The sequence below is a fragment of the Vibrio sp. SCP2 genome (genome assembly GCF_059295395.1).
In genome coordinates this window covers 121,798-148,730 of sequence record NZ_JCAFVV010000001.1, presented here as the reverse complement: position 1 = coordinate 148,730, position 26,933 = coordinate 121,798, and the positions used below count along the sequence as shown (strand labels likewise).

Genomic DNA, 26,933 nt, shown 5'->3' with positions numbered 1-26,933 from the left:
ATAATTTGAGGTGTCGTTGATACCGTTGGCAAACTTTAGTGCCAACAACTTAGGCACATGCTAACTACCTCGTTTCTAAGGGAAAGATGATGGTAATACCAGAAAACAGCAGCATCGTTATTTTTGGTGCTTCGGGCGACTTAACCTATCGCAAGTTGATCCCTGCTTTATATCACCTTTACTCAAATAAACAGCTACCAAAAAACTTCGCCATTTTAGGCGTAAGCCGAACTGAGTACAGTGATGACTCTTACCGAGAAAAGCTAAAGCGTTCACTCCAAGAAATGGAGAAAACAGAACCAGCTACTCTTGATGCTTTTATTAATCATCTGCATTACCAAGCCATCAATACTTCAGATACTGCCGACTACGCTAAGCTATCAACCCGTCTTGACCAGCTATCTGAGCAGTACAGTTTCGAACAACGTAATACCCTATTCTATTTAGCTACACCTCCTAGCCTATATAGTGTCATCCCGGCAAGCCTTGCCGCTCATGGACTAAACAGTGAAGAAGACGGCTGGAAGCGCCTGATCATTGAAAAGCCATTTGGTTATGATCTTGCGTCTGCACAAAAGCTAGATAAAGAGATCCATGATCACTTCCAAGAACATCAGATTTATCGCATTGACCACTACCTAGGTAAAGAAACAGTACAAAACCTTCTTGTGTTCCGCTTCTCTAACGCAATGTTCGAACCTCTTTGGAACCGCAACTTCATTGATTATGTAGAAATCACTGGTGCTGAATTCCTTGGTGTTGAAGAACGTGGTGGATATTACGACGGTTCTGGTGCGGTTCGTGACATGTTCCAAAACCACTTGCTACAAGTTCTAGCAATGGTTGGCATGGAGCCACCTGCACAGATCAATGCTGATTCTATGCGTGATGAAGTCGTTAAAGTCCTTCAGTGTTTGAAACCGCTAGAAGAAGATGATTTGCGAAACAACCTTGTGTTGGGTCAATACACAGAATCTGACGTTCGTGGCGAGTTCTTACCAAGTTACCGTGATGAGCCTGGTGTTGCTGAAGACTCTCGTACAGAAACTTATGTTGGCCTTAAGGCGTACATTAACAACTGGCGTTGGAACGGCGTACCATTCTACGTACGCACAGGTAAACGTCTGCCGACTCGCGTAACTGAAGTTGTTATCCACTTTAAGCAAACACCTCACCCAGTATTTGGCCAGAACGCTCCGGAAAACAAACTGATTATCCGCATTCAACCAGATGAAGGGATTCAGATGAGCTTTGGCCTTAAAGAGCCTGGTGCAGGCTTTAATGCTAAAGAAGTGAAAATGAACTTCCACTACGCGTCTCTACAAGAAACGCAAATGCTAACGGCATACGAGCGTCTTCTACTTGATGCACTAAATGGCGATGCCACTTTGTTTGCACGTAGCGATGCTGTTGAAGCGTGTTGGAAGTACGTTCAACCGATTCTAGACTTCAAACAAGACCCGCAAGCCCTATTTGGATACGCTTGTGGTACGTGGGGACCAAAAGAGTCTGACGACTTGTTACAACGTGACGATCGTGCATGGCGATTCCCATGTAAAAACCTAACAGATACGGATTACTGCGAACTATGATCAATCACAAGATTTTTCAAACAGCTGACCAAGTTGTAGAAAGCCTAGCTAATGATATGAAAGCGTTCAGTGAGCTTGACCGCCCTGTTCACATTTCACTGTCTGGTGGCAGCACACCAAAGATGCTGTTTAAACTTTTAGCGCAGGCACCCTATGCCGAAGGCATTCAATGGAACAACCTACACTTTTGGTGGGGAGACGAGCGTTGTGTTGCCCCAGATGATGCTGAAAGCAACTACGGTGAAGCTAACGCACTACTGTTCAGCCAAGTTAATCTGCCTGCAGAGAACATTCACCGTATTCGTGGTGAAGATGAGCCAAAAGTTGAAGCTGAGCGTTTTGCTAAAGAAATGGCATCTGTAATCCCTGCTGAAAATGGAACACCAGTATTCGATTGGATACTTCTCGGTGTTGGCGCTGACGGTCACACGGCTTCGCTATTCCCAGGTCAAACCGACTACCAAGATGAGAACTTATCTGTGTTAGCTTCTCATCCAGAATCAGGTCAAATCCGCGTATCTAAAACCGCTAAGGTATTAGAAGCCGCGAAACGTATCAGCTACCTTGTACTTGGTGCAGGTAAAGTAGATATCGTAAACGAAATTCATACCACTCCAGCGAGTGAGCTGCCTTACCCTGCAGCTAAAATCCAGTCTAAGACTGGTGAGACGGAATGGTACTTAGATTCAGACGCAGCAGCAAAAATCGCTTAGTGCGAGCGTCCAAATAGGAAAATTGGAGAGAAATAATGAAAGGTGATATCGGTGTAATTGGCCTAGCAGTAATGGGTCAAAACCTTATCCTAAACATGAACGACAACGGCTTCAAAGTTGTTGCTCATAACCGTACTGCTGCGAAAGTAGACGAGTTTCTAGAAGGCCCTGCGAAAGGCACTAACATCGTTGGCGCATATTCTCTAGAAGAGCTAGTTGAGAAGCTAGAAGCGCCACGTAAAGTAATGCTAATGGTACGTGCTGGCGCAGTTGTTGATACGTTTATTGACAACCTAATCCCGCTTCTAGACGAAGGCGACATCATCATTGATGGTGGTAACACTAACTATCCTGACACAAACCGTCGCGTAGCACATTGTCGTGAAAAAGGTATTCACTTCATCGGTACTGGTGTATCTGGTGGTGAAGAAGGTGCACGTTTTGGCCCTTCAATCATGCCAGGCGGCGCAGCTGAAGCTTGGGAAGCAGTTAAGCCTATCTTCCAAGGTATCTCTGCAAAAACTGACGCTGGCGAACCTTGTTGTGACTGGGTTGGTAACGACGGTGCTGGTCACTTTGTTAAGATGGTACACAACGGCATCGAATACGGTGACATGCAACTTATCACTGAAGCTTACCAGTTCATGAAAGATGGTCTTGGTATGTCAGCTGACGAAATGCAAGCCGTGTTCGCTGATTGGAACAAGACTGAGCTAGACAGCTACCTTGTTGAAATCACTGCAGACATCCTTGGCTACAAAGACGAAGATGGTGAGCCACTAGTAGAAAAAATCCTAGACACAGCGGGCCAAAAAGGTACCGGTAAATGGACAGGCATCAACGCGCTAGACCTAGGTATTCCACTAACGCTTATCTCTGAGTCTGTATTCTCTCGTTGTCTGTCTGCTCTTAAAGATCAACGTGTTGAAGCTGAATCTTTATTCGGTAAGACAATCACGCCAGTGGAAGGTGATAAGCAAGAATGGGTTGATGCACTGCGTCAAGCACTACTAGCATCTAAGATCATCTCATACGCTCAAGGCTTCATGCTAATGCGCGAAGCGTCTAACGAAAACGGTTGGGACCTAAACTACGGTAACGTAGCACTAATGTGGCGTGGTGGTTGTATCATCCGCTCTGCATTCCTAGGCAACATCCGTGATGCGTACGAAGCAAACCCAGACATCGCGTTCCTAGGTTCAGACGAGTACTTCAAAAACATCCTGCAAGGCAGCCTAGCGGCATGGCGTAAAGTAGCGGCGAAATCTCTAGAGTCTGGTATCCCAATGCCATGTACGATTTCTGCGCTATCTTTCCTAGACGGCTACACGACGGCTCGTCTACCAGCTAACCTGCTTCAAGCGCAACGTGACTACTTTGGTGCACACACGTACGAGCGTACGGATCGCCCTCGTGGTGAGTTCTTCCACACTAACTGGACAGGTACAGGCGGTGACACGGCTTCTACTACCTACGACGTGTAAGAATTAGCTGAAAGGATGAGACTGAGGTTTATTAATACCTGAGTCTACTTCTATAATTAAGCTGTTATGGAGGATGTTAACTAAGTTAACATCCTCTATTTTTTTAAACCTACAACATGGAATCTTCATCAAGCGATGACGATTAGGTGAATTGTCTAACCTAGATGGTTACAACTGTAAAATAGAGGTTCTTTCGATGACTATTAATAAGTACTTTGTTTTTGTTCCACAACAAGAAGAACGTGGGATGAATAAGGAACATCAAGTGGAAAACGAACAGGAAACTCAACGTCAGGCTTTAGTAAAACAAGCACAGCAGCAAGGTGGTGTGCAAGGCTAGGTTTCTAAACTAGAAGGGAGCGATAAGCTCCCTTTTGTTTTACTTGGTTTAAATCTTAGATGTCGCTTTAAAATGCTTGATTAAGTATTGAATACACCAAGATTTAGCTTCACCAATTTTATTACGTTTCCAAGCTAAGATGATCTCAATCGGTTGAGATTCGGTGTCGGTTATCTGCTTTAAGTCACCGCTCGCAATAAGTTGAGTTGCTAACTCTTTTGGCAAGGTACCGATACCTAAGCCTGTCTTGAGGGCCTCTACTTTTGCTGAAAAGTTGGTCACGGTTAGTCTTGGTTGTCTTTGAGTTATGTTGACGCTGATTGCTGGCTGCTCACGGGCTGTATCCGCTATCGCAATAACGCGATATTTTTCACGCGCTTTTTCGTCGAATACCCCACTGCGTTTATGTACGTAGTGATCCGTCGCTGCAACCCAGATCATTTCCATTTCACCAATGGTTTCAGCTTTGACATCTTGCGGTAGCGTTTCCATTCTTGGACAGACCAATAAATCCGCTCGCCCTGAACTTAACGCTTCCCAGCAACCAGCAAGTATTTCTTCTTGGAGCTTAATTCTTGTTGAACTGACATTACTTAAGTCATTAACAAGGTTGAAGAAATTAGCTACGGGGATAATACCGTCAAAGGCGAGAGTAATATCCAGTTCCCACCCATTAGCCAGAACACTCGCATCATTTACAAGCTTGTCAGTTGCTAGCAGTATGTCCCTTCCTCGTTCAAGAATCAGTTTACCTGCTTCCGTAAAATTAGCTTTGTGCCCAGAGCGATCAAAGATCATAATATCGAGATCTTGTTCGAGCTTCTGAATTTGATAGCTCAGTGAAGACGGTGCCCTATCGAGTTCGTTTGCCGCAGCAGCAAAGCTCCCACGCCGGTCAATCGCATCTAATATATGTAGCGCTTCAAGTGTTATTGGGCTCTGCAATATTATCATCCTTATTAATAACAATTAACAACACAGTGATACAAGTCACACTATTAATTGATAAAGTGAACCTTTACAAATGTAAACAAAATGTTTAAGTACTTGTAATATTTGAATTTTATTCAAGTTCGCATACGAGTAGAGCAGAAAAACCACCATTTACCGTAATGCAAACAATAGTAATTATCATTTAGATCCAATAGAATGCCGTTCGTTCAAAGAAAACCTATATGGATCAAAGGTAATTATAAAATGTATAAGAAAACTTTCCTGTCAGCTTCAATTGTTTTGGCCCTTGCGTCAACTGCTCATGCCGAAGAATATGCCCTCTTCGACGAAGTTGTTGTTTCAGCGACTCGTACTGAACAAAGTAAAGCCGATGTTAGCTCTTCTATCGAAACCGTTTCATCTGAAGATATAGATAACACCCTTTCGACAGATGTAAAACAAGCGCTTAAATATACTCCTGGTGTTAATGCTCAAGGTTCAGGCCGTTTTGGTATTTCAGGATTCAACATCCGTGGTATGGAACAAAGCCGAATTAAAGTTATGGTTGATGACGTTCAGCAACCTGTACCTTACAACTCTGGTGGCGGTACTCAGGCAAAACATCAAAACACATTTGAAATCGATACGCTTCATAGCATCGAAGTCAATAAAGGCGCATCGTCATCCTTATATGGTTCTGATGCACTTGGTGGTACTGTACTGCTACGTACTAAGAATCCGGACGATATCCTCATCACTGATGGCGATGAACACCGTTTTGGCATTAAAACTGGCTACACATCTGCTGATGAGACATTCAAAACGACCGGAACGTGGGCAATGCGCAGAGACAAGCTAGAAACGCTGTTAATGCTTACCTACGCAGACGGAAATGAGACTAAAAAGCATGGCGACGGAGCCGATATTGAAGGTGATGATCGTGGTGCAGCCAATCCAGCAGACAAGAAAGTTCAAAACCTTCTAGCAAAAGCTTACTACCAGTTAAATGAACAACATCGCTTGGGACTAACAGTCGAGCATCATGACTTCAAGTACGAAGAAACGGATCTAGAAAAGCTATCGTCGACTCCACCTTATAACTACAGTAACGCTTTCAATGACGACAATAACAAACGAACTCGTGTGACATTGGAACATGAGTGGATGCTTAATGCTGCTATCGCCGATCAGCTAAACTGGTCTTTATCTTACCAAGATTCACAATCCGTTAATGATAATGGCGATACTACAGATGCTAAAGGCAAACGAGTCCGTGTTCGCGATACGCAAGACAATTCAATCCAGTTTAACTCACAGTTGAACAAAATCATCGAGAATGACTCTTCAACACACGAAGTGACTTATGGCCTGAGCTATATTAAAAATGACTTCGAGCTGAGTAATACTGATTACTTCCTTGACTCAGGTACGTCTGCACCGAGCACTAAAGGTACAAGTCCGAACGCGACTCTTACGCAATGGGGTGCTTTCGTACAAGACAATGTCTTCCTAATGGATGAAAAACTGGTTGTTACAGGCGGCTTGCGATTCGATTCATTTGAGTCAAATCCAGAGCAAACGCCTAGCTACACAAACACGGTATCTAAGAACAGCGATTCTGCCATTACAGGTAATATTGGTACTGTGTACCACCTGACTGACAAGTTCTCTACATTCGCTAAGATCAGTACAGGCTTTAAAGCGCCAACCGTGTATGACTTGTACTACTTGTATGATGAGGGTGCGATAGTTGAACCTAATCCGGATCTAAAAGCCGAAAGCAGCATTTCTTACGAAGTGGGCTTTAGAGGCAACAATGAGTTTGGTCGCTTTGAGCTAGCCACTTACTTCAACCAATACGATAACTTTATCGAAACTGTTGCTACGGGCTCTAATGGTTCTAAGACTGTCTACACCAACAAGAACTTAGACAAAGTAGAAATCTACGGTGCCGAACTATCTAGTACCCTGCTTATGGACAAGGCTTTTGACTTACCAGAAGGTACATATACCAAACTATCTATTGCATACTCTGAAGGTAAGGACAAGAAAACTGGTGAAGCGATTAACAGCGTTGCTCCACTCACTTCTATTGTCGGTTTGGGCTACGATAACCCTAACCAAACATATGGTGGTGTTATGAACATTACTATGGTTGCTGCTAAGACAGATTGGACGTCAATGACCGATCGAATGGGCAATTCTGTCGAAAACGTTGATGTTAATGGATATACCGTCGTTGACCTAACTGCTTACTACCGTCCAATGCAAGATTTAACATTGCGAGCAGGTCTGTTTAATGCTCTAGATAAGAAATATCATTTATATGATGACTTATCAGGTAAATCTAGTGTCTCAAACATGGACTACTACTCTCAACCGGGTCGAAACTGGGGTGTGAGCCTAGATTACCAATTCTAATTTAGAACTTTAAAACCAAAGCCAGCTATCAAGCTGGCTTTTTTTAGTTAATCACCTACTTAAATCATAAATATCAGCAAGTTAAAGGTAATAAAAAAGCCCCTAAACTAGGAGCTTTCTTGGGTATATTCATCAAAAAGTATAGAAAAAATGGTATGAATAGACCGATTATTTAGCTGCTGCCATCTCTTTCTTAACCATTACAGCTGCTGCAACGATGAAAGTGATGATAAGACCTAGCTCCATTACAAACCCCTAAAGTAAAGTTGGAAAAACCGAAAAGAAACTGCGGCTATTCTAACACCATAAAAAAACAATGATACCCCTTAACGAGATTTTTACGTTTTATATCGATTGAGATCAAATATTGCGTCGTGATGTCTATTTTCTACAATCTTACTAATCAATTAGTTTATAAAATGGTTTAGAGAATTGTTCTAATGCGAAGCTATTTCATAGTAACTTTGCCACCGATTATTTTGTAAGCAGGAGTACCTCTAATCAAAGTCTCTCGGGCAAATTCACCACCGCACTGAGGGCAAATACAGGGCTGTTCGGTGTAATCAGAAACAATTCTTTCCTTAAAACATTTCACAAGAGACCCTTTGCCCACTTTTCTGTACTTAAATAACTGGGTTTTACATTTTGCGCAGTAAATCTCGACCGTTTTAGACGGTTGTTTCTTATTAGGTTTCGCCACTACCCTTCCTCTTGATGCGAATTTGTTGCCTCAGCTATTTCAGGTTTGACCCAAACTTTGCTGAAATCAAACCATCCAAGCGCATTACATTTCGCATTTTGTAACGAACCACAATGATCTTTACTCACCCCTAACCAACAGTGAAACATGGGAATGAGCTGCATCTTTTCTACTAAAGATTTTCCAAGCTCTTGTGCAGGGAAACTAGCATTTTGTGTTGCTTGCCACTCTTGTACGACTTTAGTCCAATGTTCGAAATCCTCTTCACGGCTAAGTGCCTCAATATCGCTATTATTGAGTAGCCACCCTGCTAGTGAATCATCCCTGTTTGTGGTGATTCCCATCGGTTTAACCCAAATGTCCACTTCTGAAGTATCTTCAACGGTCAAGTCATAGTTAATAAAGTTAACGCTCAATCCATCCTCTTTAAGCAAGCCTTCAATACATTTGACCAAGGTTGGGAACATTGGGTGCTGACCGTGGTAAGCAATAGTGACTGAACGATAGGAAGGTGGTGACGTATAACCATGCCTTGTATGGTGATACCAACCTGGCTTTAAACCATGCGCCGGAAGTACACCTAGTTCGACGATTTTCTCTTGAGGTAGATGCTGGAATAAATTTAATGTGCCCAACTTCTGGGTGAAGTAATTCGCCCAATCATTGGCCGCCGCTAGTCCATTTTTTCGGTTGAGTAGTAAATAGGTGCAACCCGGATCGAGGTCTACGCTATCGGCATAGTTGGCCACTTCAGGCTTAAGGGGTTTAGATAAGCTCGGGAAAATCATCGACGAATGTAGGTCATCAATCACCCACACTTCGATTCGATCTAACAGGGGCCTAAAACCAAAGTAACCGTCAAAGGCTTGTAAAACGAGGCGTTTATTGTCGTTTTGAATGACTCGGTAAGGCCCTGTACCAACAGGGAATAGATCATAATCCTCAGCTCTATTCTCTTGCGGCAACATAATTTTCGCGCAAGATTCAGAAAGCAATAGCGCCAATTGATAATCATCGCGTGAAAGTTTTACATCAACGATTAAGTGACTTGGAGAGCTCACGTCTGCGATATGTGAAAACAGCTTCTTCTGTTGAAGTGCCAATAAGTTATCAACGACCGTTTGAGAAGTGAGCAAGTCTCCATTGTGAAACCTAACACTCGGGCGAATGTAAAACCGCCAATGACGAGGAGTGAGCATTTCCCATGAATGGGCCAGATCAGGTTGAAGTTCTTCACTGTCATCGATGTAAGTTAAACCACTGAAAATCTGCTGGACGATATGCAGCTCAGAACGGCGAATCGGCAACGTAGGATTTAACGTAGAAAGTGCACGGTAATATGGCAGCCTGACAACTTGCTGGCCTTCTTGATGAACAATGCCAAGATAGCTTTCAACCACTTGAGCAAGTTTTGCCGTATCTTGATCTAATACTTTTAGCGCTTGGCCAATCTTCCCTTCTTCAAGATATCGGCGCGCTAGATTTTCGCTGACATCAGCTCGGCTACGCTTAAAGATTAACTGAGATAACTTTCCTCGACCGGGAGCTGGGTGCCATTCCAACCACCCTTCTTCTTCCATTTTATTCAGAACAATTCGAGCGTTACGACGAGTACAAAACAGTATCTCGGTGATATCTTCAAGCTGGACACCGCAATCTTGCCCCTTGTAATGCTCAAACAAGGTTTCAAACTGAACTCTAAGTCTTGGGCTGCTCATAAAGAGGAAATCTCATACTAGTTAACCTAGCTCTAAGTTTCCTCATTTAATATTCTCGAATCAAGATAAAAACACGATTATTGGACTTGGCTGCCGATTTGCTCGGCAATCTGTTGGATTTGTTGTTCATTGTCCAATTTTATCGACCACTTGTTTTCGCTGCCGTTAGCGGCAATCACATTCGCCCCTCTCCCAATCAGAGTGATAGCATCGGTTTGCGCTTGAAGCGTCACCATGTGCTCACCGGAAAGCTTTACCACCACTTCGTGGTTAGTCACAATGATTTTTCCGCTTTTAAAAGGAATCATCATCGTTATAGTCCTTTGTCTGACGAGGCAGATTTTTTATGTTTAACAGCGATGGTCAACCGACTCGTACACACCAAACGTTCACGCTCATCGGTAATATTAATTTGCCATACTTGAGTGGATACCCCTAAATGAATGGGCTTAGCTGTACCAATAACGATGCCGCTTCTCATTGAACGTACATGGTTGGCATTAATGTCGAGGCCCACACAGTAACTTCCTTTTGGAACACAGAAATTAGCCGCAACTGAGCCAAGCGTTTCGGCCAAGACAACAGACGCACCACCGTGCAGCATACCAAGCGGTTGGTGAGTAAACGAACAAACAGGCATAGTGGCCGTTATAAAATCATCACCCACCTCGGCATAAATAATGTTTAGGTGATCTATCAAAGTATTTTCTGACGTCTTATTAAGGGCTTCAAGACTGATCGATTTTTTCCAGATTGTCATTATGCATTCCACTACTGAATGTGATTACCAAGAATTGTACGCTAATGCTATGATGTGTATAGCTAAATAGTAAGTTTAATATTGCGATTGAAACGGAGAATTCAATGCAAACGTGGTTTAAATTCGTCACTCTCACTGCCGCAATGGCAATGACAGCCTGTACTTCTTCCCCGACAGGTCGTAACCAGCTGCTTCTTTTTTCAGATTCAGATATGAGTAGTTTAGGCGCCCAATCGTTCGAGCAAATGAAGAAAGAGCTTAAAATCAGCTCTGACGCTAAGACAAATGCTTATGTTCAGTGTGTAACAGATTCGATTACTCAACATGTCCCGAAACAACCAGGATTTGATGGCTGGGAAGTCGTCGTCTTTGATAGTGATCAAGTCAATGCGTTCGCGTTACCAGGCGGCAAAATTGGTGTCTATACCGGTTTACTTAAAGTAGCGGTTAATCAAGACCAACTAGCGACCGTTATTGGTCATGAAATCGCGCATGTTCTCGCCGATCATAGCAACGAACGACTGTCTCAATCTCAAATTGCCAATGCCGGACTTCAACTGACCAATATTGCACTCGGTTCTTCCGAATACGCACAGTATCAAGGAGCAACCATGGCTGCGCTTGGATTAGGCGTACAATATGGTGTTTTAATGCCCTACGGTAGGACTCAAGAATCGGAAGCGGATATTGTGGGGTTAGAATTGATGGCGAAGTCTGGTTTTGATCCTAACCAGAGTGTCGATCTATGGAAAAACATGGCTAAGGCATCTGGCGGTGCTCAACCGCCTGAACTGCTCTCAACACACCCTTCTCATGGAACTCGAATTCAGGATCTCTCCGCTAAGATACAGACATTACCCGAGAACAATGTAAAGCGTCCGAACTGTATTTAGACATTAAAAAAGGGAGCAACATTGCTCCCTTTTCTCTTTAGTTTATGTACCTAATATAAGCAGTGGTAAGCTCAACAATTGATCCCCAGTTGAAGCAAAGAACCAAATAATTCCAATCAATGAAGCAACAAGCCCAATGTACCAAACAGCAGCGACAGCTTGACCGTACCTATCCAGTGGAAGTAAGTGGCTATGATGTCTTCCTCTCCACTCAATCACGATTTCTAGCATGCCCATGATAAGCAGGAAACCAAACAACGTAAGCCCTAGTGAGTAGCTTAACACCACGCCACCAGCGGCAGCTGCGGTACACAAAACTATTCCCGCCACACTGTTCATCGAGAAACTGATACTCTTCAAGACATGCCCACCGTCGAGTGGCAATATCGGTAGTAAGTTGAATAGATTTAGAAATGCATTGAATACTGCCAACCCTGCGAAAAACATCTCGCCAGTGATCAAGTAAGTAATGAGCAAGATGACAGACAGAATTAAGCCAAACATCGGCCCCATGATTGAAATGACGACGTCTTGCCAACGGGTATTTATCTTTTCGTCGCTTAAAGCTAACCCACCAAGAAACGGCACCAAGTAGATACCTTTTGTCTTCATACCGAAGTACTTCATCGCGCGAACATGGCCATATTCATGAAAGACCAAACACGCAATCAAAGCCAGCGCAAATTGAAAAGAAAACAACCATGAATACGCCGCTAAACTCGCCGACGCAAGCACTACTTTAATCAGCTTTGCACTCTTAAGCGCTTTCATCCCAAGCGATAAAAGACCAATAAGGCTAAACTTTCTTTCTGGCTCCGGCTTAGTAAACGGTGTTTGCTTTTCTATGTCCTTAGTATTGCGACTTCCTTGCTCAATGACTTGGCTATCGACTGTCGCGACATACTCTAAGACAAATGGTTGCCATATCAGATTAGTTTCTAATTTACATGCCAGCTCTTGCTCACCATTGAGCAAAGTAAACTCATGGTAGGATTTCTCACCACGGTCAGCATTGGCATCAAGCTGAGACACGAGTTGATTGTTCCAAAACAGTTGTTGCCAACCCGCCATAGAGCCTTCGAGTCTAAGTGGTTTACCCAAAAACTCGATTGATAATAATTCCAATGTCTAACCTACTAAATTGATATAACAGCGGGTCTGATTATGCCAATCTAGACTAAATAGGTAAAGGAATTGCTATTAATGTGACATTGTCACTATCTATAAGGTATTGATTGTTCGAATCATGTTGTGCAAATTTCTTATGAAAAGTAAGAATTCGTCTATTTATCGATTTGTATTCGGATTACGCTTTATTTTTGACAGATAAAGTGGATAATAGCCGGCGTTATTAACACCTATAAAATGTGAGTCCATTATGTCTTCTGAAGCAACTATGCTAGAACGCTGCCAATCAAAATGTGAATTATGTGCTGCTGATGCACCATTAACGGCATATGCTGTTCCCCCGCACAGCCATGTGACAGTAGATTACGGAATCATGGTTTGTGACAAGTGTCTTGGTGAGATCGAAGAACCAAAAGACATCAACCACTGGCGTTGTCTAAACGACAGCATGTGGAGCCAAGTTCCTGCGGTTCAAGTTACTGCATGGCGCCAGCTAACTCGCTTAAACACAGAAAGCTGGGCGCAAGATGCGCTAGACATGATGTACATGGAAGAAGAGCAAGTGAACTGGGCAATGACTGGCATGTCTGCAGACGACAAACCATTCGATTGCAACGGCGTTGAACTTAAAAAAGGTGACGACGTAACGGTTATCAAAGACCTACCAGTTAAAGGCACTAACCAAGTCATCAAGCAAGGCACTGTTATCCGCGGCATCAGTATTGGCGATGATCCTAAGCTTGTTTCTGGTAAAGCGAACGGCGGCCAATCTATGTACGTTATCGCAGAATACTGCCGTAAGAAGTAATTAGATAAGCTTCAAAATAAGAAAGGCGCTCTATTGAGCGCCTTATTTGTTAAAAGTTGAGTGTTACTTGAGAAGAAGCAATCTACCAGTCAATGGAGGGACTTCAACAGCTCCATTTACAGACTGAACATTGATAGTTTCACCTGTCATTAGATCGACAAACTCTGTTGCAGATTTAACACGTGATAAATCGACGTTTAGCGTTCGTTGGCTCTCTCCAGTATTCAATACATAGATGATCTGCTGATCGCCATTGACTTTAAGATCCGCGTATAACGTATCGTCTAGCCAAAGGTTTCTTCGCTCACCATTGTATAGCGCAGGGTGCTCGCTTCGGACTTTCATTAGCTTAGCGACGTAAGCTTTCAGATCACTCTGCTCCGCGTTAAGTGTTGTTGATGTCACTCCTTCCACTTTTGCACTTGAGCGAGCGACGTGGTCATCGCACATGCCCTGCGTAACGCAATCAGAAGTTACTTTCGCGGCAAAGTTTTCAACTTCATCACCAATTTCCTCTCCATAGTAGAAAGTAATTGGCCCCGAGTACGCTGCTAAGAAACTGTATGCCGCTTTATGGCGTGGGAAGTAATTATTCAGCCCACCACGTTGGATCAGATCACCAAAACGAACCAGATCGTGATTACCAATCATTAAGTTCGGCATTGCATGATAAGGCGCTTTTGTTCTCGAGTTCCAATCCGCGTCGAGTGCACGTGCGTTACTCTTAGCACCAGACTCTTCAACAGCAAGCGCCTGAACTAAACCATAACGAAGTGGGAAATTAAACGCTGATGAAAGCCCTGGTTTGGCATCGCTACCATAGACAGTACGAGTAATTTCATCCGCACTGCTCCATGCTTCACCTACCATGTAACCCAAAGTGCCCCATTTCTTACCTGCGATAACATTTTCCATCGATGCTTTTTCAACAGCCGTTCGGATATTGCGCCAGCTATCAAGCGGGACTTGGTAAGCTTGGTCCAGTCTCCAGCCATCAATGCCATACTCTTTAATCCAGTATGTTGCGACTTCGGTGAAAAAGGCTTCACTGTCTGCATTCGGATAGACAACATATTGACCCGGATAACCTGATTCTTTTCTCAAACTTGGCACTTTACCGGTCGGTGATGGTTTAGCACCACTAATATGAGTATGACCAAACACACCATCTAAGAACACATACAGCCCTTTCGTATGAGCAGTATCAATGAGCTCTTTTAGCTTCTCGTTGGTGCCGAATTTAGGGTCTACATTAAAGAAGTCACAGGCAAAGTAGCCCGTCGCATCGAGCTTATCATCACCACCTTGACCCGCACATGAATCAAACACTGGTGTTAACCAAAGCGCATTCATGTTTAGGCTCTTAATATAATCAAGGCTGTTAATGATCCCTTGAAGATCCCCTTTATGATGAGAGTTTCCATAACCTACGCCATAATCATGATTCGAATCTCCATCAACAAAGGATTCAACCATGACTTGATAAATACGCAGGTCACAGGCCGTGTTGTTATCGCTATAACATCCGTAATCGAGACCAGTATCTTTCACGCTAACGACTAAAGATGACTTATCTTGCGCATTTAGACTAAAGTCATAAACACCTTGCTTAGTGACCGTTACCTTAATGTTTCCATTTCCCGCATCTTCAAGCGCTATCGAGCCATTGGCCGCCGAGAATGAGCCGAAGCCAAGGTTAAGTGTGCTCCAATCTGACGAAGCAATCTTAAACTCATACACACCAGGCGTTAGATACCCGTTGAATGTATAGACACCATCGCCTTTGTACTGCATTTCACTGCTCGTGTTCCAACCATTCATAGAACCGCGTACGTACACCTTAGTCGTCCCATAAGGCGCGACATCAAATGGCTTGTTATCAACAACGAGCCCTTCACCTTGACCTCCGCTCTGCGGCAAGACAAATACAGCTGCGGTCAGTGGAGGAACCGTAAAGTTCTCGTTGGCGAACGTCGCTTGTTTAACGATAGGGTCATCTGAATTTCTCAACGCATCATGTAGGACAAAATCTTTTGCTCCCGCTACTTTGAGGGTTTGCTCAGAAGTATTGGCATTGATTACGACCATTAATGCATCATTGTTGCTATCGAGATCAGCACCTACAGAAATACCATCGTTAACTGACATAGCAATTAACCCCGGTAAGGCGTTGCTTCCCGTATTGTGGAATCGTACGCGATCGACCACCTCTTTTTCAGAAACAAGCTTGAGAAGAGGCGTTGAAGAACGAACTTGCAATAATGCTTTAAACGCACTGTCTGTCCATTCGATATCTTTAGCCGACGCAACGGTATTTGGGTTGCTGATGATAGATTTAATCGCATTCCAGTTAGCTTGGTCTTTGTCTGCTCTTGGTAAGCCGATATTCCAGTTGTTCGTTTGTTTGCTGAAATCAACCTTGTTATACCAATCACCACTGTCGTAACTATCACGCTCCATTGATTTAGAGCGAAGTAGTTCTGAGCCCATATGAAGGAATGGTACGCCTTGACCGAGCATCACCGTCGACAAACCAACAATCTGCATTCGGGCTCTTTGCTCTGCCGTCATATCTGCAGACGCTTTATATTGGTTAAAGTCCCACAAGGTCTGGTTGTCATGCTTAGAGACATAGTTGATCGACTCTTGAGGGTCTAAAGTATAGGCTGCGCCTTGACCACCATATTGGTAGTCTTTGCCATACACTACGCTGCCACTATAGGTTTCAAGAGGGTAATTTTGTAGGTTACCTGTCATGCCATAACGGATTAGATCCATTTTCGACTTCAATGCGTCATCAAACCTGTCTCCAGCGTTTGCAAAGCCAGGAGTCTTCAGCAGTGCATCGCCACTATCGAAAGGACCACCTCCGCGTACTCCGTCGCGAAGCCTATCGTTATAGGTGCCGATTCCTGTGCCCGCCATTGGCCACTGTGTTGCGTTTTCACCACGTTGACCATTTGCGACTTCACCAAAGTTCCAACCTTCACCATAGAACCAAGTGTCTGGGTCAACTTGTTTCGCCTTATCATAAACATGTAGCATGCTCGACTTCATCAAGTGGCCCATTAAATCAAAACGGAAACCATCAATCTTGTAGTCTTGAGCCCACATCATTACGCTGTCTGCTACTAGCTTTTCAAACATGCGGTTTTCTGATGCTGTGTTATCACAACAAGTGGAATTTTCTACCGCACCAGTAATCGGGTTTAAACGGTGGTAGTAGCCCGGAACGGTTTTATCGAGCACGGATTTGTCGTAAAGACCAGATGAATACGTATGGTTGTACACCACGTCTTGAACCACGCGGAATCCCATTTCGTGAAGTTTCTTGACCATTTCTCGATATTCTCGAATACGGTCTGTGCCATCTTTTGACACTGCGTAGCTACCTTCCGGCGCACTGTAATGGAACGGATCGTAGCCCCAGTTGAAACCATCGAGTGGCCTGATGTCAGCAAGAAGCGCTTGTGCCTCGCCGGTATTAGGATCGGTCTTTTCTAGAAGGGATAAGATCGTCGAACTGTGGCTGGTTCCATCTTCACACAATTTCGCTTTAGGATTGACTGAACATAGTTTACCCACCGTATCATTTAGGTTGACCGTTTTAGATTCCTGTTCCGGAATAGAAGCAAGGTCATAGCTTGGCAACAAGTGAATCGTTGTTAAACCAGACTCTTTTAACGACTTGAGTTGCTTAACACTGTCACGCTCATCTTCTAAGAAAGCAGTATACTTACCGTTCCTTTCAGGCGTACCATGCTTGTCACTAACGCTGAAATCACGAATGTGCAATTCATAAATGATGTGGTCTTCTGGATTTTGCAATACCGGAACATCGTGCGAGTCCCAACCGTTCGGTTTAGTTTGCGCAGAATTTAAGTCCACAAGTTGAGAATGTAAGCTATCTGTACTCAGAGAAAGTGAGTAAGGATCAGTACTCATCATCCATTCAACGTGATCCGTTTTCGGGTGATAAGCTTTAACGCGATAACGGTAGAAGATATTTTCTAATGAAGAACTACCTTGGTAACCCCATACACCTGTGTCTGAGTTTAACGTCATCTTAATCGGTGACGCTTGAACAAGTGCTTTGTCACTATCGTATAGATAAAGCTCCACATCTTGAGCTGTTGGTGCCCAAACCGCGAAGTTAGCCGTATCACCGTCAATCCAACTCCCGAGCTTCGCTTCATCGGCATCATTTGGCCCACTGGTGTATAGCGCATCTATCACTCCAGGGATCTGAATGCGTGTCGCGACCAAAGGTTTGCCTTGCTCATCAAGAGCAACGGCAATTAATTGCTGCTTGAGTAATGCCTTCGCCTCTTCGGCGGTTACAGCCAGATTGAACTGAACTCGACCTTTAAGGTGTGGGAATTTGGCATTATCAACTACGCCTGCTAGCCCTAGATCGTGTTTAGTAAACATCTCAGGTTTGGTTATATCACCCGCTCCCGCAAAGGTAGACCAAAGCTGGTAACTTTTCGCTTGTGAATGATCAAACCAAGCTAAATTATTAAGATCTAACCAGTGTGCTGCAGCGCCAGAGAGTTCAACAACCGTTTGTTCGTTCGGAGAATACTTAAGAGTTGAACTACCGTGAGTGGTATAGAGAGTATTGCCTTTGGTAAATTCAAGTTTAAGATCGTCACCACCCAATGCCTTATCATTGCCTTTATGCACGATAAAGTTCATACATGTGCCGTGTGCATCTTTAAGGGATACAACAAATTTGGCGCCGAACTCAGGGTCAATTACCTTCCAAGCAAGCGGGTTCGCCCAATCGACACCATTCAATGCATCGTCACTTACTGCATCACAGCTTCCATTGTTCCAAAGGTGCAGTCCCCAGTCGGCGTAATTTCCATCTTCGCGCTTGTAATAGATAACCGCTTCTTGATACGTTGGCGCAGGTTCGGTAGACGTATTATCGGGGCTCTTAGGGTTAGGGTCGATGGAGTCAGGTATCCCATCTCCGTCATCATCACTTGATGCAAAATCCCCTAGGCCATCGCCGTTAGTGTCTTTGCTTTCAAGTCTATCCTTTGGAAACGCATCACTGTTATTAGGCGCACCATCACCATCAATATCTGTGTCTTCTGAATCTGCAATCCCATCTCCATCGTAGTCACTTGGCTTACTTTCTGCTGAGTAGGGATTGCTTCCCAGACGTTCTTCGTCAACATTGCTCCAACCATCGCCATCGATGTCAGGGTCTAGACTATCTGGGATTTTGTCTCCATCAAGATCGGCAGGTTGACTAGAAGCACTGTAAGGATCGGTGCCTAATTCACGCTCCACTTGGTCTGAGAATCCATCATTATCATCGTCTGTATCACGATGGTCACCAATTCCATCATTGTCACTATCAACGGACTCTTGAATATCGTGAGGGAAAGCATCTACGCTGTCTGCAACGCCATCGCCATCTGAGTCCAAAGTCACTATTGGATTACCGCCATTCAGTGCCAGTGTTATGCCTTCTAGTGTTCGGTTACCGCGTTTCTTTTCTTCACCTAAGGCCTTTGTACCCTGCTCTATTGTGTCTAAAAGTGGATCTAAAGTTTGCTCTTCAATAGAGTCAGGCAAGATTTGACTTAGGGCTTTCGCACTTTTTGCTACAAGCGCATTGCCATTTTCAATGTAATCGGAATCTAGATCGAGATGGGGCTGCTTTAACTGACGACGGAGTTTTTTCAGTGCTCTCTTTTCGCTTTTTCCATCCATCATTTGTAGCGACACATAGGTCGTCAGTGGCGTAATGTGACTGTACTCCGCTGGAGCGAGCATGACGTACTCACGTGCTGCTGTTACGCCGGGAATATCGCTATCAATCGACTCCCCTCGTTTTACTTTCGCTATCAGGTGCGCGTTTCTATCACGCTTAGAGAGCCCACTGATATCAAGTACCGCATAGCCTTTCTCGTCTGTGATAGACGAAGGCTCATCGCCATCTTGCTTGTAGTTTCCATTTACGTCTAGCCAGACTTCGGCTTTTTCAATGTAGCCATCCATCACTTGTACTTCTAGCTGATCATTACAGCCAGCTAGTAGCCCAAGCGACGCCATGGCGATGCTGAGTTTGGTTGGTTTGATGTTCATTTTTATATCCATTTTAAATTCACGTTCTAAGGTCAAACTTGTTGAAATAAAGTCACAAAACCTCAGGTTTACGTTATATTTGGATATCAAAATCTCACCTCATCCTATAAAACCTCTCTCATAGGCGTAGACAAAAAGGAGTAGAACTGTTTTTGGATTGAATCTCACATAGCTAAGGCTGAATTCGATCGGAACATTACACTCATGTGGCACATAGAGTGAGGAAAGTGGCACTTTGTAGCAGTAGACGGCCGATTATCTGTAGGATTACAACAATGTGCCTCAAATATGAGAATTATGATCTAGTACGTGTTCTAGCGAAAGTTACTCTATCTTGCCAGCAACCGTCTGAATACGATTAAAACTTCCAACTGGAGTGATCCAAGCAGCAACGGCGTCGATATCGCTCAAGTTCCCTTCATAAGTAAAAGTCCAATGACCTTCTGAAGAGCGAGCTTGTGATCGGCTTACTGCGATAAAATCATGCTCTAGAGTCCTTCCTCTGTTTTCACCTGCTCGAATCTGCGTCGTTTGATTGTTTGAAAGAAAGATGATCGTTGCATCCAATGTCGAGTCATCATCGTATTTCAGTTGGAAAGCATTATCCTTTCTTACTAAGGTCAAGCGTTTTGCCGCAGTTTGCTCGTTTTCAGGCAACTTTCTATTTACCCAATTGAAAAAGCCTCGCCACTCTTTACCGTCGACGACAAAGCCAGGGGTGTAAACACTTCCCACTACATCATAAGCGTTATAAAGACGTTGTAATTGAGAGAACTCTGGCTTAGCAAATTTGTCTTTCCATCCGAGATAGTCCCAATAATCTACGTGATAAACCACAGGGATAAGCTCATCCCACAAGCCACGATTACTTTCAAATTTAGAGATGTATTTGTCTGCTGGTGGGCAGCTAGAACACCCCTCAGAGGTAAACAGTTCTACCACCTGAGCTGGCTGTCCTTCGTTAACCCAGATTTGGCCCGCGGATACGGTAGATACAACGGAGAGAGCGATCAAAGCGGTCATCATCAAATCCTTTCTGTGATACTTTTACTTATCTGAAGAGATTGACCGCCTGATGTTCGATTTAATTTCCTGAAAGCAAAAAAAACGCTAGCGTTCTGCCAGCGTTTTAGTGAAATCTGAAATCGCAATTAACGATAAAGACCAATATCTTTCTGCATATGACCCGACAGATCACTCGCATAGTGAGCGCGAGGTTCACTGTTGTCAGTGAAAAGAATATCTAATAGGTGTGCAATCAATCCTTTGAAAGAAACCGCGTAGGTTTTTTTATCCATAGAGATAGGAGCTTCGATGTTACCGATTTGCATTGCTTGTGCCATGATTGCCTCTCTATAAACTGTTTAATTCGTTTTGATGCGGCAATATTAAGCAATAATTTACTGATCAAAAAATGACTATTTTTGTCTTTTCGGATTAGTTATTCTTATAAAACAAGCCATTAACAACCCACTCCGTCCATTATGCGTTCGGAATGAATAGTATTTCATTAAAACCTGCTATTTCTGAATTATTATTTTTTAGGCAATAAAAAAGCCGCCCTAAGATCACAAATATTTTACAACATATTTGGTTTTAGTAGCGGCTAGTCAGTTTTAAATTATTAGTTTATTTATCAACAACTACATCAGTTTTCATTGACTCATTTCTCTGCTTAATAATAGAAGCGATAACTGCAATTGTCATCGTCGTTAGCAGAACCAATAAAGAGACGACCGTCGGGATTTCCCACTCTGAACCAACAAGCATCATCTTGATACCGATGAAAACCATGATGAAAGACAGAGCTGGTTTAAGATAGATAAACTTATCCATCATACCTTGTAAAACGAAGTACAGAGAGCGTAACCCAAGCAATGCAAATACGTTAGCTGCTAGCACTAAGAACGGCTCTCTTGTTACCGCAAATATTGCTGGAATTGAATCAAGCGCGAACATGACATCCATAAACGCGATAACCGCAATCACAATGAACATTGGAGTCGCAATACGTTTGCCCTGCTCTACGATTGTTAGAGCGTTGCCTCTATAGCTTTCACTAACCGGAATAAAACGGCGAATGAGTCGTTCAGGTAGTGGGTTGATTTCCTCATCCCCTTTATCTCTCGCAAGCTGAATACCTGTCCAGATGAGGAACAACGCAAACACGTATAGTACCCAGTGGTACTGAGCAAGCAATTGAGCCCCCACAGCAATCATTATCGCCCTTAAGATCAGCGCACCTATCACACCCCATAGCAAAGCACGTGGACGTAAGTGTTCAGGAACTGCATATTGATGGAAAATAATCGCGAACACGAACAGGTTATCGACACTCAACGATTTTTCTAACAAATAGCCAGTAATAAATGAAACTGTCGCTTTCTCAGCCGTGTACTCACTACCCGGTGCGTAGAAATCCCAGAATAAGTAGATGGTGGCTGCAAACAAAAACGCCAAAGCGAACCAAAATACGCTCCACACCGCTGCTTTCTTGATCGTGATTTGTCCACCGCGCGTTTGCCATATATCAAGCGCAACAAGGACTAGTGTCAGTATGCCGAAGCTAAAGTAAGTAATTGGGGTCATAAATCCTCCAGAGGCGGAGGGATCGGATATATTGAATTGTGACGATCCCTACCGCAAACAAACACTCTACCCCAATGTCTATAAACACTGGTGTAGCATTTGATTACGTTGGTCTCGTCGAAATACTGCCTGATAGTGATTATCAGCAATACTTATACTTACCGGATAGAACTGCGTCTAACGAGATGACGATAAGTAAACCAGAGGCGACTACTCCCCAAACAAGGCGCATACTATTCCTAAATTAAGCGAGAGTCCATAACAAAAACCAAAAAGGAGCAAATTATTTGCTCCTTTTCCACTGCGTTCCTGCGGTGATATTTTTGACGGTAACCTTGGCTTTTATGACCTTATACTCCACCGACAGGAATAAAGTAGACCAGTGCAGACCAAACGCTAACCCAGCTAACGACGACGGCAACATCTATCCAATCTTTACTCCACATAATACCCTCCTTTGAGTACTATTTATTCGTAGCACGAACCCATGGAGTAATTAGCAACCTTTATGCCATCGTTGGATAATCACATCACTCACGTCACGGTTTAATACTTCGGGTTGATCTGTGAGTAAGTTGATAAAGCAATCAGCCATAGAATGCGTCGTGACTACACCTTCGTCTTCCATATTGCTGATTGCTTCATAGCCTTCTTTGCCCTTCATGGTATAAGCGGACGATGTTCCCATATAGAGACGCTCGCACTCTATTTTTTGCCATTCTCCGGCTTCGCTTTTCAGCTCAAGGTGGGTGACACGCTGACCTTTAGGGTTTGACGGTTGATATTCGAAGCGTAGATTATGAGTGTAAGGATAAGAGCCGTCTCCTGTCCCTTCTATACCATTATTGAGCGCATTATCTAACGCACCTTCAAGGATAAGCGGCAAGTATTGACCTTTAATCGTGTACACACCGATAGGAACGGCAAAAGGCAGCAACTTACCGGCAACATCCGCTACAGAGATATTGCCAGGGTTAATTGAGTTTCTCACACCGCCCGCATTATGAATCGCAAAATCAACGCTAAACCCGCATTGCTTCATCGTGTAAGTAAAAGATTCAGCGACGAGCGGCGCGAGTTCACTGGCACCTTGTTCATCAGGCACTCGTATATGGCGCAGTTTTCTATCCGCTTTCGCGATGATCTTGCGCTGTAATTCACGTACTTGCGTAGTGTATTTATCGTTGAGAATATTTTGAACAGTGATGTCTTTTTTACATACAACCACATTTGGGTGGTTATCTATAAAACTTCTCGCAACGTTGTAAGGGACTTCATTATGAGTTTCGTTCATGCTTGCATCGATGAACAATCTTCGCCCTAGTAATAAATCATTTTGACCTTTAAACGAGACCAAAGCCCCTTGCGCATCGAACTCTAAGTCACAATGGCCAATTGACAACGCGTGGAATCCTGCTTGAACAACATGAGTTTGGTTCACTTTAATTCCGTACTCATCCTCTTTAGCAAGGCCTAACTGACTAAAGTCACCCTGTAACCTGTGACTATGCCCACCAACAATAACGCTGATCCCGTCAACATGCTTTGGCAGTTCCATATCCGCCTCGTAGCCCATATGACTCAGCAAAATGATTTTATTAATCCCTGCTTTATGGATCTGCTCTACCGTATTCCTGGCGGTTTCAATTGAATTGATAAAAGGCGTATCCCAATCTGGGTTTGAGATATCTGCCATCTTATCTAGCGCTAGTGAGAATATAGCGACGCTGTCATCGCCAACCTGTTTCTCTATCCAATTGGCAGATTTATTTTGTGCGTCGAAGCTAACGATGGCTGAGTTATCTGATAGTCGACACGTTTTATCATTCAGTTCATTGCTCAAATCCCAGTTGCCCGCAAGCAATGGAAAATCGATTTGCTTGGCAAATTGCGCGACGGGTTCATTACCCATATCTAACTCATGATTTCCGAGAGCCATGGCATCTATTTGCAGCTCATTGAGCATAGTGGCGTTGGCTTCGCCTTTAAACAGGGAGAAATAGAGTGTGCCTTGGAAACAATCACCGGCATGTAAAAATAAGAACTCTGAACCACTTTCACTCGCTTCACTTCGTAGTTGGTTGACGCGTGTCTTTATACGGGCAAAACCACCAGCGCTGACAAATGGTGAAAGTGCTTTGCCGTCAACATCAATGGTAAGTTGTAATGAAGTGGGTTCGAAATAGGAATGGGTGTCGTTTATATGAGCTAATCTTAATTTAGTTGTTTTATTGTTTTTATCTGTCATATCTTCTCTCTCTTTTCACATTATCCTACCGCATTCCATATGACAGAATCATTATATTTCACACTCATTTTAAATATGACGCTCTATATACATAATTTTCTGAGAGGTTTGTCATTATTGATTAAGAGTTAATCACAAACGAAATTATGCTTTGGATTGTGACCTAAACGCCTGCTGACACACAAGTTTTCGATTATGCTTAATTTAACTACAGCGTAATGGAGCCACTCTATGAAGCTAGAGCGAATAGAAATATCTGGTTTTCGCGGCATAAAACGTCTTTCTATTGCATTTGATGAATTAACCACGCTTATCGGTGAGAACACCTGGGGTAAATCTTCGTTATTGGACGCATTATCTGTTGCCCTTCCCCCTGAAGGCATTCCTTACAGCTTCGAGTTAACTGACTTTCATGTTGATTACTCGATCGCCCACCCTCAAAGTCAACACCTACAAATCGTGCTTAGTCTTGTATCGACAGATAAGAACGAAATCAATTCTGGTCGATATAGAAAGATAAAGCCAATATGGGTACAAGACCCACAAGGAACAAACCGAATCATCTATCGTCTAAGCGCCTCTAGAGATCAATATGATATCAAAACTAACTACACCTTCCTCGATTTAGATGGTAACCCGATCCCTCTTCATCATTCTGAGAAGCTTGCGCAAGAGTTAATGACATTGCACCCAGTAATTAGACTACGTGATTCAAGACGATTCGAGCGCCCCATCGCTGATGCCAAAGACGTGAATGCACGCGTAGAGAAGCGAATTGATAATACCTGCCGCCGATTAATGGCGATCCCCGGCCATGTAAACAAAGGTGAGATGCGCAGTAGCCTCAATTCAATGAATGCCTTAGTCGAGCACTATTTCTCGTTTAAATCCAACTCACGTAAGAACCTACGAAAACAACGAGACGGTATTTTCTTTAATGCTTCACCTGGCTCAAAGAGTATTTCTCAAGTTGTCGAAGAAACCAAAGACAAGCAGACACGCTTACTGTTTATGGGCTTACTAAACGCGTATCTGCAAGCCAAAGGACCGACCACATTGAGGCGTTGTGCCCGACCTCTATTGATCATTGAAGATCCTGAAGGTCGACTCCACCCGACCCATTTAGCTCGCGCATGGGGTTTATTGCAGTTGCTACCTATGCAGAAGATACTCACAACAAATAGTGGCGAACTGCTTGGGCAAGTACCTCTCGCGAGTATCCGTCGCCTAGTTCGACTTTCTGACCGAACGATCACAAAATACATTCCCGACCAAGGGTTAGGCAAAGACGAGTTAAGACGCATAGGTTTTCATATCCGCTTCCATCGCTCTGGTGCACTTTTTGCACGTTGTTGGCTGTTGGTTGAGGGGGAAACAGAAGTCTGGTTATTCAACGAATTAGCCAACCAATGCGGCTATAACCTCGCTGCTGAAGGGGTTCAAATCATTGAATTTGCCCAATCGGGGTTAAAGTCTCTTATCAAAGTCGCAAAGGCTTTTGGTATCGATTGGCACGTGGTAACTGATGGAGACGCGGCGGGTAAGAAATATGCCGCAGCGGTGAAGGCACAGCTAGATAACGATCAACAGAGGCACCGACTCACTGAATTGCCCGATCGAGATATCGAACACTACTTATATAACAATGGATTTGAACCATTTTTTAAAAACATGGTGCGTATTCCATTAGACCACCCAATCCCCGCCAAAAAAGTCGTGACTAGAGTGCTTAAGAAGTTCGCTAAACCAGACCTTGCACTAGCGATTGTCTCGTACTGTGAGAATCAAGGTGTTGAAGGAATACCACTCTTACTTCGTTGGACGTTAAAACGTGTCGTAACGATGGCTAACGGTAACACATAAAAAAGCGGCATCTATACAATAGATGCCGCGTATCAAAAATGCTGCTGATACAAATCAATCGGGGGTAATCCTAAACAACTTCGGTAATGTCGCTAGGATGAGCATCAAAGGCTAAGAGCGCGTCTGTAAACGTCCATTAGCCTGAGATTGAGTCGACTTTTGATGAACCCACATACCACTCGCTTTCATTAGGTAACCAAAAATACCGCCTAAAATCAGCGAAGGAATAACTAGCTTCCAATTACCATCTGCTGCGAAAGTCGCACATGAACCAATGAAAGTGCCCGGTATGTAACCTAACCAAGATTGCTTAGCTTGCACGCACATAAAGAACGCTACAACGGCTGTAATGACATAGCCAAGGATCTCAAGCGAGGCAAATTGCGAAGCATGAATAATCACCATCGCCCAAAATACACCACTCATATTCGTTATCAAACTTACTGATAGCCCTTTTAGACCATCATTTGGTGAAGCAAAATAGCTGGTACAGCCTAAGAAACCCGCCCAAGATAGCAGCCCTAAGGAGATAGCGACCCATCCCCATAGTCCAGATAAAATGCCTGTAGTAAGTGAAATTGCGACAAGAGTGCTCATTACGCCTCGCTCAGTGTGTGGTTTCACACATCAAAAGTACA

At 43.6% G+C, this 26,933-nt stretch carries 20 protein-coding genes; 8 read left to right on the top strand and 12 right to left on the bottom strand.

The genetic code is table 11. The annotated features are described in order from the left end of the window. Positions 1-89: 89 nt before the first annotated feature. The 4 genes from zwf (at position 90) to AC5O63_RS00740 (ending at position 4,129) form a co-directional block, all read left to right on the top strand. A complete protein-coding gene (gene zwf / locus AC5O63_RS00755; RefSeq protein ID WP_239825084.1) occupies positions 90-1,592 on the top strand; it encodes a glucose-6-phosphate dehydrogenase in 1,503 nt (500 codons plus the stop codon). Then, positions 1,589-2,305, top strand: coding sequence for a 6-phosphogluconolactonase (gene pgl / locus AC5O63_RS00750; RefSeq protein ID WP_494503531.1), 717 nt, complete (start codon positions 1,589-1,591; stop codon positions 2,303-2,305). Before zwf ends, pgl begins: the two co-directional genes overlap by 4 nt. A 35-nt stretch (positions 2,306-2,340) precedes the next feature. Continuing rightward, positions 2,341-3,789 carry a decarboxylating NADP(+)-dependent phosphogluconate dehydrogenase gene (gene gnd / locus AC5O63_RS00745; RefSeq protein ID WP_004742688.1) on the top strand — a complete coding sequence of 483 codons (1,449 nt, stop codon included), beginning with the start codon at positions 2,341-2,343 and terminating at the stop codon, positions 3,787-3,789. 196 nt (positions 3,790-3,985) lie between these two features. Further along, entirely contained in the window at positions 3,986-4,129 is a 144-nt protein-coding gene (locus AC5O63_RS00740; protein ID WP_171323527.1) for a hypothetical protein, read from the top strand. A 48-nt stretch (positions 4,130-4,177) separates the two neighbouring features. Here the strand turns inward: AC5O63_RS00740 and AC5O63_RS00735 are convergent, their stop codons facing one another. Further along, entirely contained in the window at positions 4,178-5,074 is an 897-nt protein-coding gene (locus tag AC5O63_RS00735) for a LysR family transcriptional regulator (RefSeq protein ID WP_171323524.1), read from the bottom strand. A 252-nt stretch (positions 5,075-5,326) separates the two neighbouring features. Between AC5O63_RS00735 and AC5O63_RS00730 the strand changes: the two genes are divergently transcribed. Next, positions 5,327-7,483, top strand: a complete 2,157-nt coding sequence (locus AC5O63_RS00730; RefSeq protein WP_494503530.1) for a TonB-dependent hemoglobin/transferrin/lactoferrin family receptor — start codon at positions 5,327-5,329, stop codon at positions 7,481-7,483. Between the two features lie 448 nt (positions 7,484-7,931). On the opposite strand, the gene AC5O63_RS00725 is transcribed toward AC5O63_RS00730, so the two are convergent. The 4 genes from AC5O63_RS00725 to AC5O63_RS00710 form a co-directional block, all read right to left on the bottom strand. After that, complete coding sequence (locus tag AC5O63_RS00725) at positions 7,932-8,183, bottom strand: hypothetical protein (RefSeq protein WP_494503529.1); 252 nt, start codon at positions 8,181-8,183, stop codon at positions 7,932-7,934. Beyond that, complete coding sequence (locus AC5O63_RS00720) at positions 8,183-9,901, bottom strand: SgrR family transcriptional regulator (protein ID WP_272787207.1); 1,719 nt, start codon at positions 9,899-9,901, stop codon at positions 8,183-8,185. The genes AC5O63_RS00725 and AC5O63_RS00720 overlap by 1 nt, the downstream gene beginning before the upstream one ends. A 77-nt stretch (positions 9,902-9,978) precedes the next feature. After that, positions 9,979-10,212 (bottom strand): DUF3389 family protein, encoded by a 234-nt coding sequence (locus AC5O63_RS00715; RefSeq protein ID WP_494503528.1) that lies wholly within the window; start codon positions 10,210-10,212, stop codon positions 9,979-9,981. Positions 10,213-10,214: 2 nt separating this feature from the next. Further along, entirely contained in the window at positions 10,215-10,661 is a 447-nt protein-coding gene (locus AC5O63_RS00710) for a hotdog fold thioesterase (protein WP_494503527.1), read from the bottom strand. A gap of 104 nt (positions 10,662-10,765) precedes the next feature. Here AC5O63_RS00710 and AC5O63_RS00705 point away from each other — a divergent pair, with 104 nt between their 5' ends. Beyond that, positions 10,766-11,554, top strand: coding sequence for a M48 family metallopeptidase (locus tag AC5O63_RS00705; RefSeq protein WP_494503526.1), 789 nt, complete (start codon positions 10,766-10,768; stop codon positions 11,552-11,554). Between the two features lie 42 nt (positions 11,555-11,596). Here the strand turns inward: AC5O63_RS00705 and AC5O63_RS00700 are convergent, their stop codons facing one another. Beyond that, a complete protein-coding gene (locus AC5O63_RS00700; RefSeq protein ID WP_494503525.1) occupies positions 11,597-12,679 on the bottom strand; it encodes a site-2 protease family protein in 1,083 nt (360 codons plus the stop codon). A 253-nt stretch (positions 12,680-12,932) separates the two neighbouring features. On the opposite strand from AC5O63_RS00700, the gene AC5O63_RS00695 reads away from it, so the two are divergent. After that, positions 12,933-13,490 carry a PhnA domain-containing protein gene (locus AC5O63_RS00695; protein WP_494503524.1) on the top strand — a complete coding sequence of 186 codons (558 nt, stop codon included), beginning with the start codon at positions 12,933-12,935 and terminating at the stop codon, positions 13,488-13,490. Between the two features lie 63 nt (positions 13,491-13,553). Here AC5O63_RS00695 and pulA read toward each other — a convergent pair whose 3' ends face one another. The 5 genes from pulA to AC5O63_RS00670 form a co-directional block, all read right to left on the bottom strand. Then, positions 13,554-19,595 carry a pullulanase-type alpha-1,6-glucosidase gene (gene pulA / locus AC5O63_RS00690; protein ID WP_494503523.1) on the bottom strand — a complete coding sequence of 2,014 codons (6,042 nt, stop codon included), beginning with the start codon at positions 19,593-19,595 and terminating at the stop codon, positions 13,554-13,556. Positions 19,596-19,919: 324 nt separating this feature from the next. Beyond that, entirely contained in the window at positions 19,920-20,618 is a 699-nt protein-coding gene (locus AC5O63_RS00685) for a DUF1223 domain-containing protein (RefSeq protein ID WP_494503522.1), read from the bottom strand. A 128-nt stretch (positions 20,619-20,746) separates the two neighbouring features. Beyond that, positions 20,747-20,938: a hypothetical protein gene (locus AC5O63_RS00680; RefSeq protein ID WP_069669505.1), complete on the bottom strand. Its 192-nt coding sequence runs from the start codon at positions 20,936-20,938 to the stop codon at positions 20,747-20,749. A gap of 286 nt (positions 20,939-21,224) precedes the next feature. Then, positions 21,225-22,184, bottom strand: coding sequence for a TerC/Alx family metal homeostasis membrane protein (locus tag AC5O63_RS00675; RefSeq protein WP_494503521.1), 960 nt, complete (start codon positions 22,182-22,184; stop codon positions 21,225-21,227). A gap of 496 nt (positions 22,185-22,680) precedes the next feature. Beyond that, complete coding sequence (locus AC5O63_RS00670) at positions 22,681-24,432, bottom strand: bifunctional metallophosphatase/5'-nucleotidase (protein WP_494503520.1); 1,752 nt, start codon at positions 24,430-24,432, stop codon at positions 22,681-22,683. 231 nt (positions 24,433-24,663) lie between these two features. Here AC5O63_RS00670 and AC5O63_RS00665 point away from each other — a divergent pair, with 231 nt between their 5' ends. Next, positions 24,664-26,295, top strand: coding sequence for an ATP-dependent endonuclease (locus AC5O63_RS00665; protein ID WP_004742671.1), 1,632 nt, complete (start codon positions 24,664-24,666; stop codon positions 26,293-26,295). Positions 26,296-26,406: 111 nt separating this feature from the next. Here the strand turns inward: AC5O63_RS00665 and AC5O63_RS00660 are convergent, their stop codons facing one another. Further along, a complete protein-coding gene (locus tag AC5O63_RS00660) occupies positions 26,407-26,892 on the bottom strand; it encodes a DUF1097 domain-containing protein (protein ID WP_004742670.1) in 486 nt (161 codons plus the stop codon). Between the last annotated feature and the right edge of the window lie 41 nt (positions 26,893-26,933).

Excerpts from the sequence above, each read along its gene's own strand:
- AC5O63_RS00660 (WP_004742670.1), bottom strand. The coding sequence starts at position 26,892 with ATGAGCACTCTTGTCGCAATTTCACTTACTACAGGCATTTTATCTGGA.
- AC5O63_RS00680 (WP_069669505.1), bottom strand. The coding sequence starts at position 20,938 with ATGGCACAAGCAATGCAAATCGGTAACATCGAAGCTCCTATCTCTATG.
- AC5O63_RS00730 (WP_494503530.1), top strand. The coding sequence starts at position 5,327 with ATGTATAAGAAAACTTTCCTGTCAGCTTCAATTGTTTTGGCCCTTGCG.
- AC5O63_RS00710 (WP_494503527.1), bottom strand. The coding sequence starts at position 10,661 with ATGACAATCTGGAAAAAATCGATCAGTCTTGAAGCCCTTAATAAGACG.
- gnd (WP_004742688.1), top strand. The coding sequence starts at position 2,341 with ATGAAAGGTGATATCGGTGTAATTGGCCTAGCAGTAATGGGTCAAAAC.
- AC5O63_RS00675 (WP_494503521.1), bottom strand. The coding sequence starts at position 22,184 with ATGACCCCAATTACTTACTTTAGCTTCGGCATACTGACACTAGTCCTT.
- AC5O63_RS00715 (WP_494503528.1), bottom strand. The coding sequence starts at position 10,212 with ATGATGATTCCTTTTAAAAGCGGAAAAATCATTGTGACTAACCACGAA.
- pgl (WP_494503531.1), top strand. The coding sequence starts at position 1,589 with ATGATCAATCACAAGATTTTTCAAACAGCTGACCAAGTTGTAGAAAGC.
- zwf (WP_239825084.1), top strand. The coding sequence starts at position 90 with ATGGTAATACCAGAAAACAGCAGCATCGTTATTTTTGGTGCTTCGGGC.
- AC5O63_RS00695 (WP_494503524.1), top strand. The coding sequence starts at position 12,933 with ATGTCTTCTGAAGCAACTATGCTAGAACGCTGCCAATCAAAATGTGAA.
- AC5O63_RS00705 (WP_494503526.1), top strand. The coding sequence starts at position 10,766 with ATGCAAACGTGGTTTAAATTCGTCACTCTCACTGCCGCAATGGCAATG.
- AC5O63_RS00740 (WP_171323527.1), top strand. The coding sequence starts at position 3,986 with ATGACTATTAATAAGTACTTTGTTTTTGTTCCACAACAAGAAGAACGT.
- AC5O63_RS00670 (WP_494503520.1), bottom strand. The coding sequence starts at position 24,432 with ATGACAGATAAAAACAATAAAACAACTAAATTAAGATTAGCTCATATA.
- AC5O63_RS00665 (WP_004742671.1), top strand. The coding sequence starts at position 24,664 with ATGAAGCTAGAGCGAATAGAAATATCTGGTTTTCGCGGCATAAAACGT.
- pulA (WP_494503523.1), bottom strand. The coding sequence starts at position 19,595 with ATGAACATCAAACCAACCAAACTCAGCATCGCCATGGCGTCGCTTGGG.
- AC5O63_RS00720 (WP_272787207.1), bottom strand. The coding sequence starts at position 9,901 with ATGAGCAGCCCAAGACTTAGAGTTCAGTTTGAAACCTTGTTTGAGCAT.
- AC5O63_RS00685 (WP_494503522.1), bottom strand. The coding sequence starts at position 20,618 with ATGACCGCTTTGATCGCTCTCTCCGTTGTATCTACCGTATCCGCGGGC.